We start from the raw sequence: 12612 nt of genomic DNA on the forward strand, positions 1-12612 counted from the left end.
AAGGCAATACCCCTGTAGGAGTTGCCGAAGGCTGCGATCTTTTAAGATCAAAAGATCGCAGCCTTCGGCAGCTCCTACAGGGAATAGATGCAAGACCAAAGAAGATTCACCCGCGCATAAAAATAATCAGTGGGAGTACATCTACATGCAATCGTCCAAGCCGACTCACGTCCGCTATTTGATCCTGCTCATGCTGTTTCTGGTGACCACGATCAACTACGCCGACCGCGCCACGATCGCCATCGCCGGCTCCAGCCTGCAAAAAGATCTGGGCATTGACGCGGTCACCCTCGGCTATATCTTCTCCGCATTCGGTTGGGCCTATGTGGCCGGGCAAATTCCCGGCGGCTGGCTGCTCGATCGCTTCGGCTCGAAAAAAGTCTATGCCCTGAGCATTTTCACTTGGTCGCTGTTCACCGTGCTGCAAGGCTTTGTCGGTGAGTTCGGCATGTCCACCGCCATCGTTGCGCTGTTCATGCTGCGCTTCCTCGTGGGCCTGGCTGAAGCGCCTTCGTTCCCCGGCAACGCGCGCATCGTCGCCGCGTGGTTCCCGACCGCTGAACGCGGTACCGCTTCGGCGATCTTCAACTCGGCGCAATACTTTGCCACCGTGTTGTTCGCACCGCTGATGGGCTGGATCGTTTACTCCTTTGGCTGGGAGCACGTGTTCATCGTTATGGGGATTCTCGGGATCATCTTCTCGCTGGTCTGGCTGAAAGTGATCTACAGCCCGCGTGAACACCCGCGTATCAACGAAGCCGAGTTCAAACACATCGCTGAAAACGGCGGCATGGTCGATATGGACCAAAAGGGCAAAAAGTCCGACGGTCCGAAGTGGGATTACATCCGTCAGTTACTGACCAATCGCATGATGCTCGGCGTGTATCTGGGCCAGTACTGCATCAACGGCATCACCTATTTCTTCCTGACCTGGTTCCCGGTGTATCTGGTGCAAGAGCGTGGCATGACCATTCTCAAGGCCGGTTTCATTGCCTCGTTACCGGCAATCTGCGGCTTTATCGGCGGCGTACTCGGCGGGGTGATTTCCGACTATCTGCTGCGCAAGGGCCACTCGCTGACCTTCGCGCGCAAAGCGCCGATCATTGCCGGCCTGCTGGTTTCCAGCAGCATCGTTGCCTGCAACTATGTTGAAGTGGAATGGATGGTCGTTGGCTTCATGGCTTTGGCCTTCTTCGGCAAAGGCGTTGGTGCACTCGGCTGGGCAGTGGTTTCCGACACTTCGCCAAAACAGATCGCCGGCCTGAGTGGAGGCCTGTTCAACACCTTCGGCAACATTGCATCGATCACCACGCCGATCGTGATTGGCTACATCATCAGCTCCACTGGCTCCTTCAAATGGGCGCTGGTGTTTGTCGGTGCCAACGCACTGGTCGCGGTGTTCAGCTATCTGGTCATCGTTGGCCCGATCAAACGTGTGGTCCTCAAAGAGCCGCCAACCAATGGCGGTACTGAAGCCACCGGTAAATTGTCTCAAGCGCATTCCTGAGGAGCGGCGTCATGCAGTTGATTGAACATTCCGACTCGCCGCGCCACATCCGCCTGCACGAGCGGGACAATGTGGTGGTCGTGGTCAACGACCAGGGCGCTCCGGCCGGCACTGAATTTGCCGATGGCCTGGTGACGCTGGAATTTGTGCCGCAGAGCCACAAGGTCACCCTTGAAGACATTCCCGAGGGCGGCCAGGTGATTCGCTACGGTCAGGTGATTGGCTACGCGTTGCAGCCGATTCGCCGAGGCAGTTGGGTCAAGGAAGATCAACTGCGCATGCCGACCGCGCCGCCGCTGGACAGCTTGCCGCTGTCCACCGAGGTGCCGGACGCGCAGGCACCGCTGGAAGGTTTCACGTTCGAGGGTTATCGCAACGCCGACGGCACCGTCGGCACGCGCAACATTCTCGGCATCACTACGACCGTGCAGTGCGTCACCGGCGTGCTTGATCACGCGGTAAAACGCATCAAGGAAGAGCTGCTGCCGAAGTATCCGCACGTCGATGATGTGGTGGCGCTGACTCATAGCTATGGCTGCGGCGTGGCGATTACCGCCACCGACGCCTACATCCCGATTCGTACCGTGCGCAACCTGGCGCGCAACCCGAACCTCGGTGGTGAAGCGCTGGTGATCAGTCTGGGCTGCGAGAAATTGCAGGCCGGGCAGGTCATGCACGAGGACGATGCTTCGGTGGATCTCAGCGATCCGTGGCTGTATCGCTTGCAGGATTCCAGTCACGGTTTCACCGAGATGATCGAGCAGATCATGGCGCTGGCCGAAGTCCGTTTGAAGAAACTCGACCAGCGCCGCCGCGAAACCGTGCCAGCGTCCGAGTTGATCCTCGGCATGCAGTGCGGCGGCAGCGATGCGTTTTCCGGCATCACCGCCAACCCGGCGCTGGGCTACGCCTCGGATTTGCTGTTGCGGGCGGGGGCGACGGTGATGTTTTCCGAAGTCACCGAAGTGCGCGATGCGATTTACCTGCTGACTTCACGCGCCGAAAGCAAAACCGTTGCCGAGGAGCTGGTGCGCGAGATGGACTGGTACGACCGTTACCTGGCCAAGGGCGAAGCGGATCGCAGCGCCAACACCACGCCAGGCAACAAGAAGGGCGGGCTGTCGAACATTGTCGAGAAGTCGCTGGGTTCGATCGTCAAGTCCGGCAGCAGCGCAATCAATGGCGTACTTGGCCCTGGCGAGCGCTTCAAGCAGAAGGGTTTGATTTTCTGTGCGACCCCAGCGAGTGATTTTGTTTGCGGGACGTTGCAGTTGGCGGCGGGGATGAACCTGCATGTGTTCACCACCGGGCGGGGTACGCCGTATGGTTTGGCGATGGCGCCAGTGGTGAAGGTCTCGACGCGTACGGAGTTGGCGCAGCGCTGGCCGGATCTGATCGATATCGACGCCGGGCGGATTGCTACCGGGCGGGCGACCATCGAGGAGTTGGGTTGGGAGCTGTTTCACTATTACCTGGATGTGGCGAGCGGCAAGCAGCAGACATGGGCGGAGAAGCACAAGCTGCATAACGACATTACGTTGTTCAATCCGGCGCCGATTACCTGATGGTTTTTTGAAGGGGGGAGTAAAAGCTACCCTCATCGGAACGCCGCCCGCCCATCCCTCTCCCGGGGGGAGAGGGGGCCGATCCGGGAATATTTAAGAAGTACATCGACCTGAAAGTGCTTTGCCGAATCCATAATCGACTCGGTCTTGCAGGTCGATGTATGCCGCAAAACACCTCGGTCAGTCCCCTCTCCCTCGGGGAGAGGGTTAGGGTGAGGGGCTTTTCAAGCTTTTGGCTTATCATTAGCCCCCTAACGACGCTCACCCAAGGCTCCCCGGCATGCTGGCAATCTTTCTCGAAACCCTGAACATCACCGCGCCGGTTTTTGCCATGCTGTTTCTCGGTGTGCTGCTCAAGCGCATCGACTGGATCAACGACAACTTCATCCACACGGCCTCGTCGCTGGTGTTCAACGTCACCATGCCGGCGCTGCTGTTCCTCGGCATTCTGCATGCCGACCTGCACGCCGCGTTGCAACCGTCCCTGCTGATCTACTTTTCCCTCGCCACGCTGGTGAGTTTTGCCCTGGCCTGGGGCTGGGCGATTTTCAAATGCCCGCGCGAAGATCGCGGCATCTACACCCAGGGCGCGTTTCGCGGCAATAACGGCGTGATCGGTCTGGCGCTGGCGGCGAGCATGTACGGCGATTACGGGATTTCCCTCGGGGCGATTCTCGCGGCGCTGGTGATCCTGTTTTACAACACGCTGTCGACCATCGTGCTCGCGGTATACAGCCCGGTGATCAAATCCGATCCGTGGAGCATCTGCAAAAGCGTGTTCAGCAATCCGTTGATCATCAGCGTGATTGCGGCAGCACCGTTTGCCTATTTCAAGATCGGTTTGCCGGGCTGGCTGGAAACTTCCGGCCAGTATCTGGCGCAGACCACCTTGCCATTGGCGCTGATCTGCATTGGCGGCACTCTGTCGCTGGCGGCGCTGCGCAAGAGCGGCAACATGGCGCTGAGTTCGAGTCTGGTGAAGATGGTTGGTTTGCCAGTGCTGGCGACCCTGGGGGCGTGGTTGTGGGGCTTTCGTGGGGCGGAGTTGGGGATTCTGTTTCTGTATTTCGGTAGCCCGACGGCGGCGGCAAGTTTCGTCATGGCGCGGGCGGCGCAGGGCAATCATGAACTGGCGGCGGCGATTATCGTAATGACCACGTTGATGGCGGCGATTACCACCAACGTCGGGATCTTCGTTTTGCAGTGGGGTGGGTGGATATAAAGGCAAGATCAAAAGATCGCAGCCTGCGGCAGCTCCTACAGGAGACCGCATTTCCATGTAGGAGCTGCCGAAGGCTGCGATCTTTTAGCTTTTCTCGTAACTGTCGATCACTTCCTGCGCTGCCCGAAACGCATCGATCGCCGCCGGCACGCCGGCATACACTGCGCAATGCAGCAACGCCTCACGGATCTCGTCCACCGTGCAGCCGTTGTTCAGCGCGCCGCGCACATGACCTTTCAACTCTTGCGGGCACTTCAATGCGGTCAGCGCGGCGAGGGTGATCAAACTGCGGGTTTTCAGCGGCAAACCTTCACGATTCCACACGCCACCCCAGGCATGTTCATTGACGAAATCCTGCAACGGCTGGGTGAACTCGGTGGCGTTGCCCAGCGCGCGATCAACAAACGCATCGCCCATTACCTGGCGGCGGACTTCAACCCCGGACTTCTTCGATTCGGTCATGGTTTATCACTCTTGTGGTGTTGGCGGCGCCAGGCGCGGATCGACGTGAACAGCAGGAACGTCAACAGCGTCGGCAAGACATAAAACAGCATCAGCCGCTCAAGCTTGCCGGCCAGCGGCATGCCGGTGGTAAACGACACCACGTGCAGCCCGTACGCCAGGTACAAACCGAGCAACAGCAAACCTTCGGCGCGCGTCACGCGGTAGCCGGAATAGAACACCGGCAGGCACAGTGCGGCAACGCCGAGCATCACCGGCAAGTCGAAATCCAGTGCGTTCGGCGACACCGACAGCGGCGTCGGTGCGATCAATGCGGTCAGGCCGAGCACCCCGAGCAGGTTGAACAGGTTGGCGCCGATCACGTTGCCGACGGCGATGTCGCGTTGTCCGCGCAAGGCTGCGATCAATGACGTAGCCAGTTCCGGCAGCGACGTGCCGACGGCCACCACGGTCAGGCCGATGACGCGCTCGGAGAATCCAAGATCAGTAGCTACCACAACCGCGGCGCCCAGCAGCAGATGCCCGGCAAACACCAGCATCGCCAGACCGATAACGATCATTAACAGGCTGCTGAACCACGAGGCTTGCGCCGTTTCAGGATGTTCCGAATGCGGTCGCGTCGAATGCCGTGACTGGCGCAGCAGTAAACCGAGATACAACGCCAAAGCCGCCAACAACAGGATGCCGTCGAAGCGCCCGATCTCTTCATTCCATGCCAGTACGAATACCAGCAGGCTGGCACCGATCATCAGCGGAATATCCAGGCGCACCAGTTGCCGCGAGACGCGCAGAGGAATGATCAGCGCGGAAAGCCCTAGGGTGACAAGGATATTGAAGATGCTGCTGCCGACCACACTGCCTACGGCAATGTCCGGGTTATGCGCCAGCGCCGCTTGCAGGCTCACGGCCATTTGTGGCGCGCTGCTGCCGAGGGCGACGATGGTCAGGCCGATGATCAGCGGTCGCACATGCAGGCGTGCTGCCAGGCGCACCGCCGCGCGCACCATCAGTTCGGCGCCGAAGATCAGCAGGCACAGGCCGGCGAGCAGTTCGATCACGCTGATCAGGGGTAAATCGGCTAATCCGAAAATGGTCAGCGCTCCATCAGTCGTCGAGAGCCTGCACGCGAACCCGCGCGGTGCCGCTGCGCAGCATGCCGAGTTGTTCGGCGGCCTCACGGGACACATCGATCAGGCGTCCACGGGTATGCGGGCCACGGTCGTTGATGCGGACCACAACAGATTCATCGTTTTTCAGGTTGGTGACCTTCACCCGCGTGCCAAAGGGTAGCTGGCGGTGGGCGGCGGTCAGGGAATTCTGGTTGAACGGCTCGCCACTGGCGGTCCGTTTACCGTGGTGCTTGGCACCGTAATAAGAGGCGACACCGGTCTGGTCGTAACCGTGCGGGTCGATAATGTCGGTGCTGGCGCAACCGGCCAGCAAGGAGAGCAGGGCGCAGGCGCCGAGCAGACGTTTCATTCAGATACTCCAAAGTGATCGTTCCCACGCTCCAGCGTGGGAATGCATCCCGTGACGCTCTGCGTCACACCGCAATGGACGCGGAGCGTCCGGGGCGGCATTCCCACGCAGAGCGTGGGAACGATCCCCGAGCGCGGGGCCAGAATCAGCCTTCGAGCTTGCTTTTCAGCAGTTCGTTCACTTGCTGCGGGTTGGCTTTGCCTTTCGACGCTTTCATCGCCTGACCGACAAAGAAGCCGAACATCTTGCCGCGTTTGGCTTCATCAGCCGCACGGTATTGTTCAACTTGCTCGGCGTTGGCCGCGAGCATTTCGTCGAGCACGGCCGAGATCGCGCCGCTGTCGGTAACCTGCTTCAGGCCACGTTTTTCGATGATCTCGTCTGCGCTGCCCTCACCGTTGGCCATCGCTTCGAACACAACCTTGGCAATCTTGCCGGAGATGGTGTTGTCCTTGATGCGCAGCAGCATGCCGCCCAGCAGTTCAGCGGAAACCGGCGACTCGTCGATGTCCAGGCCTTGCTTGTTGAGCAGGCTGCCCAACTCGACCATCACCCAGTTCGCCGCCAGTTTCGCGTCGCCGCCGATGGCTGCGACTTTCTCGAAGTAGTCCGCTTGCTCACGGCTGGTGGCCAGCACGTTGGCGTCGTACGCCGACAGACCGAACTGGCTCTGGAAGCGCTCGCGTTTTTGCGGTGGCAGTTCCGGCAGAGTGGCGCGCACCTCGCCGAGGAACGACTCTTCGATGACCACCGGCAGCAGGTCCGGATCGGGGAAGTAACGGTAGTCGTTGGCTTCCTCTTTCGAACGCATCGGACGGGTCTCGTCCTTGTTCGGATCGTACAGACGGGTCTGCTGGATCACTTTGCCGCCGTCTTCGATCAGCTCGATCTGACGCTGGATCTCGGAGTTGATCGCCTTCTCGATGAAGCGGAACGAGTTGACGTTCTTGATCTCGCAGCGCGTGCCGAACTCAACCTGGCCTTTCGGACGGATCGACACGTTGCAGTCGCAACGCAGCGAGCCTTCGGCCATGTTGCCGTCGCAGATCCCCAGATAACGTACCAGCGCGTGGATCGCCTTGACGTAAGCCACGGCTTCCTTGGCGCTGCGCATGTCCGGCTCGGACACGATTTCCAGCAGCGGTGTGCCGGCACGGTTCAGGTCGATGCCGGTGGCACCGTTGAACTCTTCGTGCAGGCTCTTGCCGGCGTCTTCTTCCAGGTGCGCGCGGGTGATGCCGACACGTTTGACCGTGCCGTCTTCCAGGGCGATGTCCAGGTGGCCCTTGCCGACGATCGGCAACTCCATCTGGCTGATCTGGTAGCCCTTCGGCAGGTCCGGGTAGAAGTAGTTCTTGCGCGCGAACACGTTGTGCTGACCGATCTCGGCGTCAATCGCCAGACCGAACATCACCGCCATGCGCACCGCTTCCTGGTTCAGCACCGGCAGAACGCCGGGCATACCCAGGTCGATCAGGCTGGCCTGAGTGTTCGGCTCGGAACCGAATGTGGTGGAACTACCGGAAAAGATTTTCGACCGGGTAGTGAGCTGAGTGTGAATCTCCAGCCCGATCACGACTTCCCATTGCATGTGTGTCTCCTCAGAAGCCGGTTGGGGTGCGGGTGTGCCAGTCAGTGTTGAGCTGATACTGGTGGGCAACGTTCAACAGGCGACCTTCCTGGAAATACGGCGCGAGCAACTGCACGCCCACCGGCAGACCGTCGACAAAACCGGCCGGCATCGACAGGCCCGGCAGGCCCGCGAGGTTGGCGGTGATGGTGTAGACGTCTTCCAGATAGGCAGCGACCGGGTCGCTGTTCTTAGCGCCGAGTTTCCAGGCCGGGTTCGGCGTGGTTGGGCCGAGGATGATGTCGACCTCATTAAAGGCAGCCATGAAATCGTTCTTCACCAGGCGACGGATCTTCTGCGCTTTCAGGTAGTAGGCGTCGTAGTAACCGGCGGACAGCGCGTAGGCACCGACCATGATCCGGCGCTGCACTTCCGCGCCGAAGCCTTCGCCACGGGAGCGCTTGTACAGGTCGATCAGGTCTTTCGGTTGCTCGCAGCGATGGCCGAAACGCACGCCGTCGAAACGCGACAGGTTCGAAGACGCTTCTGCCGGCGCGATCACGTAGTACGCAGGGATCGCGTGCTGCATGTTCGGCAGGCTGATTTCCTTGATCACCGCACCGAGCTTCTGCAGCTCTTTGATGCTGTTCTGGATCAGCTCGGCGATGCGCGGGTCGAGACCGGCGCTGAAGTATTCCTTCGGCACGCCGATGCGCAGGCCTTGCAGCGAGTCGCCGAGGCTTGCGGAGTAATCCGGCACCGGCTCATCGATGCTGGTGGAGTCGTTCTGATCGAAGCCGGCCATACCTTGCAACAAAATCGCGCAGTCTTCGGCGGTGCGCGCCAACGGGCCGCCCTGATCAAGGCTGGAGGCGTAAGCAATCATGCCCCAGCGCGAAACACGACCGTAGGTCGGTTTCAGGCCGGTGAGGTTGGTGAACGCAGCTGGCTGACGGATCGAGCCGCCGGTGTCGGTGGCCGTGGCCGCAGGCAACAGACGAGCGGCTACTGCCGCCGCCGAACCGCCGGACGAACCGCCCGGCACGTGTTCCAGGTTCCACGGGTTTTTCACCGCGCCGTACCAGCTCGACTCGTTGGCCGAACCCATGGCGAATTCGTCCATGTTGGTCTTGCCCAGGGTCACAGCGCCGGCAGCCGCCAGTTTTGCAACCACGGTGGCGTCGTACGGAGCCTTGAAGTTGTCGAGCATCTTCGAGCCACAGCTGGTGCGAATGCCCTGGGTGCAGAACAGGTCTTTGTGAGCGATCGGCGCGCCGAGCAGGGCGCCGCTCTCACCGTTGGCCCGGCGTGCATCGGCGGCTTTCGCCTGCTCGAGCGCCAGCTCTTCGGTGAGGCTGATGAAACTGTTGAGCTGCGGATCGAGCTGGGTGATGCGCGCCAGCAGGACTTTGGTCAGCTCTTCGGAGGAAAACTTTTTATCGGCGAGACCGCGGGCGATCTCGGCCAGAGTCATTTGATGCATTGCAGGCTCTTTCCCTTTAGTCGATGACTTTCGGAACCAGATACAGGCCGTTTTCGACCGCTGGTGCGATGGATTGGTAGGCCTCGCGGTGATTGGTCTCGGTCACAACGTCGGCGCGCAGGCGCTGACTGGCTTCCAGCGGGTGGGCCAGAGGCTCGATTCCGTCGGTATTAACAGCCTGCATTTCGTCGACCAGACCGAGAATGCTGTTGAGGGCGGAAGTAATGTGTGGAAGATCGGCATCATTAAGGCCAAGGCAGGCCAGATGAGCGATTTTTTCCACGTCGGAGCGTTCTAGCGCCATCGGGATTCTCCTGTGGAAAACAGAACGGACGGCGTCCGTGTGTTAGATTGTCGGAACACTACCGCACTTCTACGGTCATAAGGCCGCGATTGTGGGGCTTGGTGCACAGAAAAGCGGCCAATTTAACATATTGGCGCCTTGCCCAAAATCCCTGTCGTTGTTAGAGTTTGCCGCACTTTTTTACCCACGCGTTGCCTAGGGTCCCTTTCCCATGTTCAAGAAACTGCGTGGCATGTTTTCCAGCGATCTTTCCATTGACCTGGGCACTGCCAACACCCTTATTTACGTGCGCGAGCGCGGTATCGTCCTGAATGAGCCATCGGTTGTGGCCATTCGGACACACGGTAACCAGAAAAGTGTCGTTGCTGTCGGCACCGAAGCCAAGCGCATGCTCGGCCGTACGCCGGGCAACATTGCGGCCATTCGTCCGATGAAAGACGGCGTGATCGCCGACTTCAGCGTCTGCGAAAAGATGCTGCAATACTTTATTAACAAGGTTCACGAAAACAGCTTTCTGCAGCCTAGCCCTCGTGTGCTGATCTGCGTTCCATGCAAATCCACCCAGGTTGAGCGTCGCGCCATCCGTGAATCGGCCCTCGGTGCCGGTGCCCGTGAAGTGTTCCTGATCGAAGAGCCAATGGCGGCTGCGATCGGTGCCGGCCTGCCGGTCGAAGAAGCGCGCGGCTCGATGGTCGTGGATATCGGTGGTGGTACCACTGAAATAGCGCTGATCTCCCTGAACGGTGTGGTGTATGCCGAATCCGTCCGCGTTGGCGGCGACCGCTTCGACGAGGCGATCATCACTTACGTGCGTCGTAACTACGGCAGCCTGATCGGTGAATCCACCGCTGAGCGCATCAAACAGGAAATCGGCACGGCCTACCCGGGCGGCGAAGTTCGCGAAGTCGACGTTCGCGGTCGCAACCTGGCCGAAGGCGTTCCACGCGCATTCACCCTGAACTCCAACGAAGTGCTGGAAGCTCTGCAAGAGTCCCTGGCAACCATCGTTCAGGCTGTGAAAAGTGCCCTGGAGCAATCGCCGCCGGAACTGGCTTCCGACATCGCCGAGCGTGGCCTGGTGCTGACCGGTGGTGGTGCGCTGCTGCGTGACCTCGACAAGTTGCTGGCCCAGGAAACCGGTCTGCCAGTGATCGTTGCCGAAGATCCGCTGACCTGTGTGGCTCGCGGCGGTGGCCGTGCATTGGAAATGATGGATAAGCACACCATGGACCTGCTCTCGAGCGAATAAGTCGCCGAGTGCAATACGTGGGTGAGCGCGCAGGCAGCACTTTGCAGTGCTGCCTGTTGGCGTTTATCTTCTGTCAGTCTTCATCCAGGCCGGTTTGATGCCGTATGAATAAACAGAACATTTGCTTGGGAGGAGCGGCTTATTAAACCGCTTTTCGCCAAGGGCCCTTCGTTGGGCGTGCGCCTGTTGGTGCTGGCCGTGCTATCGATCGCGCTGATGGTGGTCGATGCCCGCTTTGACCTGCTCAAGCCTGCGCGCAAGCAAGCGTCGCTGGTGCTGATGGATGCCTACTGGATCACCGACCTGCCGGGTCGCTTGTGGGAAGGTGTCGCCAGCCAGTTTGGCAGCCGCACCGAGCTTGTCGCCGAAAACGAAAAACTCAAAACCGAAAACCTGCTGCTGCAGGGGCGCATGCAAAAGCTTGCCGCCCTCACCGAGCAGAACGTTCGGTTGCGCGAGTTGCTCAATTCCTCTGCACTGGTCAACGAAAAGGTCGAAGTGGCCGAGTTGATCGGCATGGACCCCAACCCGTTCACCCATCGCATCATCATCAATAAAGGTGAGCGTGACGGTGTGGTGCTCGGTCAGCCGGTGCTCGATGCGCGCGGTCTGATGGGCCAGGTGGTCGAGTTGATGCCTTACACCTCGCGTGTCTTGCTGCTCACTGACAGCACACACAGCATTCCGGTACAGGTCAATCGCAACGGGCTGCGGGCCATTGCCAGCGGCACCGGCAACCCTGAGCGCCTGGAGTTGCGCCACGTCGCCGACACGGCCGATATCAAGGAAGGCGATCTGCTGGTCAGCTCCGGCCTTGGTCAGCGTTTCCCGGCAGGCTATCCGGTCGCGACGGTGAAGGAAGTGATCCACGATTCCGGTCAGCCGTTCGCCATCGTTCGCGCCGTACCGACCGCCGCGCTGAACCGCAGCCGCTACATGTTGCTGGTGTTCAGCGACAACCGCACCGCCGAAGAGCGTGCCAACGATGCGGCGCAAGCGCAGGAAAATCTTGATGCTTTTGGCGGCGGCCCGATTATTCCGGCCACTGTACCGAAAACCGTGACCCCGCCTGCCGCAGCCACTGCGACGCCCGCGACGCCTGCCGCACCGACCGCCGCCGCTAGCGCCACACCGGCCAAGCCCGCGGTAAGCAAACCGCCAGCGGCGGCCAAACCTCCAGCTGCCCAGCCGGCTGCGCGACCTGCGGCCAAACCGCCCGTCAATGCACCAGCGACAACCGGGAGACAAGAATAATGGTCGGGGCTACCGCATCGCGTAACGGCTGGATTGTCTGGCTGACGTTTGTTGTCGGCATACTCCTGAGCGTGTCGCCATTGCCGATTTTCATGGAGATCCTGCGCCCGCTTTGGCTGGCTTTGCTCCTGACATTCTGGGCTTTGTATATGCCGCACACGGTGGGCATGGTCACGGCGTTTTGCCTGGGCCTGGCCGAAGACGTGCTGCAGGGCGATCTGCTCGGTCAGAATGCGCTGATCCTGACCCTGATCACCTTCCTCGTATTGTCATTGCAACAACGCCTGCGGATGTTCCCGATGTGGCAGCAATGCCTGGTAATTCTGGTGATTTTCGGCCTCGCGCAACTGGTGCAATTGTGGCTCAGTGCCTTGACCGGTAACCGTCAACCAACCCTGGCGCTGGTACTTCCGGCGCTGGTCAGCGCCTTGCTCTGGCCTTGGGTCAGCTTTGCCCTACGCGGATTGCGCCGACGCTACAAAATCAATTGAGCCGGTGAAGTTGGGCACTGAACAGG

At 60.1% G+C, this 12612-nt stretch carries 12 protein-coding genes; 6 read left to right on the forward strand and 6 right to left on the reverse strand.

Annotated elements, in window-relative coordinates; all coding sequences use genetic code 11:
• The first annotated feature begins 145 nt into the window (after positions 1 to 145).
• The 3 genes from LOY43_RS04245 to LOY43_RS04255 all read left to right on the forward strand — a co-directional run bounded on the left by LOY43_RS04245 (position 146) and on the right by LOY43_RS04255 (position 4294).
• Positions 146 to 1507, forward strand: coding sequence for an MFS transporter (locus tag LOY43_RS04245; protein ID WP_095049741.1), 1362 nt, complete (start codon positions 146 to 148; stop codon positions 1505 to 1507).
• A gap of 11 nt (positions 1508 to 1518) precedes the next feature.
• Positions 1519 to 3072 (forward strand): galactarate dehydratase, encoded by a 1554-nt coding sequence (garD, locus tag LOY43_RS04250; RefSeq protein WP_034154460.1) that lies wholly within the window; start codon positions 1519 to 1521, stop codon positions 3070 to 3072.
• Positions 3073 to 3352: 280 nt separating this feature from the next.
• The gene (locus tag LOY43_RS04255) at positions 3353 to 4294 is read left to right on the forward strand and encodes an AEC family transporter (protein WP_016984178.1); all 942 of its coding nucleotides are present in this window, start codon (positions 3353 to 3355) and stop codon (positions 4292 to 4294) included.
• 84 nt (positions 4295 to 4378) lie between these two features.
• On the opposite strand, the gene LOY43_RS04260 is transcribed toward LOY43_RS04255, so the two are convergent.
• The 6 genes from LOY43_RS04260 to gatC form a co-directional block, all read right to left on the reverse strand.
• Complete coding sequence (locus LOY43_RS04260) at positions 4379 to 4756, reverse strand: carboxymuconolactone decarboxylase family protein (protein WP_007915345.1); 378 nt, start codon at positions 4754 to 4756, stop codon at positions 4379 to 4381.
• Complete coding sequence (locus LOY43_RS04265; RefSeq protein WP_095049742.1) at positions 4753 to 5814, reverse strand: calcium/sodium antiporter; 1062 nt, start codon at positions 5812 to 5814, stop codon at positions 4753 to 4755. Before LOY43_RS04265 ends, LOY43_RS04260 begins: the two co-directional genes overlap by 4 nt.
• A gap of 46 nt (positions 5815 to 5860) precedes the next feature.
• Complete coding sequence (locus tag LOY43_RS04270) at positions 5861 to 6235, reverse strand: septal ring lytic transglycosylase RlpA family protein (RefSeq protein WP_095112682.1); 375 nt, start codon at positions 6233 to 6235, stop codon at positions 5861 to 5863.
• Between the two features lie 145 nt (positions 6236 to 6380).
• Positions 6381 to 7826, reverse strand: a complete 1446-nt coding sequence (gene gatB / locus LOY43_RS04275; protein ID WP_095125392.1) for an Asp-tRNA(Asn)/Glu-tRNA(Gln) amidotransferase subunit GatB — start codon at positions 7824 to 7826, stop codon at positions 6381 to 6383.
• 10 nt (positions 7827 to 7836) lie between these two features.
• Positions 7837 to 9288: an Asp-tRNA(Asn)/Glu-tRNA(Gln) amidotransferase subunit GatA gene (gatA, locus tag LOY43_RS04280; protein ID WP_220557806.1), complete on the reverse strand. Its 1452-nt coding sequence runs from the start codon at positions 9286 to 9288 to the stop codon at positions 7837 to 7839.
• 16 nt (positions 9289 to 9304) lie between these two features.
• Positions 9305 to 9592, reverse strand: a complete 288-nt coding sequence (gene gatC, locus LOY43_RS04285; protein WP_007901429.1) for an Asp-tRNA(Asn)/Glu-tRNA(Gln) amidotransferase subunit GatC — start codon at positions 9590 to 9592, stop codon at positions 9305 to 9307.
• A 211-nt stretch (positions 9593 to 9803) separates the two neighbouring features.
• Here gatC and mreB point away from each other — a divergent pair, with 211 nt between their 5' ends.
• From mreB to mreD, 3 genes are all read left to right on the forward strand, one after another.
• Entirely contained in the window at positions 9804 to 10841 is a 1038-nt protein-coding gene (gene mreB / locus LOY43_RS04290) for a rod shape-determining protein MreB (protein ID WP_002555108.1), read from the forward strand.
• A gap of 141 nt (positions 10842 to 10982) precedes the next feature.
• Positions 10983 to 12095, forward strand: a complete 1113-nt coding sequence (gene mreC, locus LOY43_RS04295; RefSeq protein WP_095125394.1) for a rod shape-determining protein MreC — start codon at positions 10983 to 10985, stop codon at positions 12093 to 12095.
• A complete protein-coding gene (gene mreD, locus LOY43_RS04300) occupies positions 12095 to 12586 on the forward strand; it encodes a rod shape-determining protein MreD (protein WP_034154468.1) in 492 nt (163 codons plus the stop codon). The genes mreC and mreD overlap by 1 nt, the downstream gene beginning before the upstream one ends.
• Positions 12587 to 12612 lie beyond the last annotated feature (26 nt).

It is taken from the genome of Pseudomonas sp. B21-041, assembly GCF_024748675.1.
In the GTDB taxonomy this organism is placed as follows: Bacteria; Pseudomonadota; Gammaproteobacteria; order Pseudomonadales; family Pseudomonadaceae; genus Aquipseudomonas; species Aquipseudomonas neuropathica.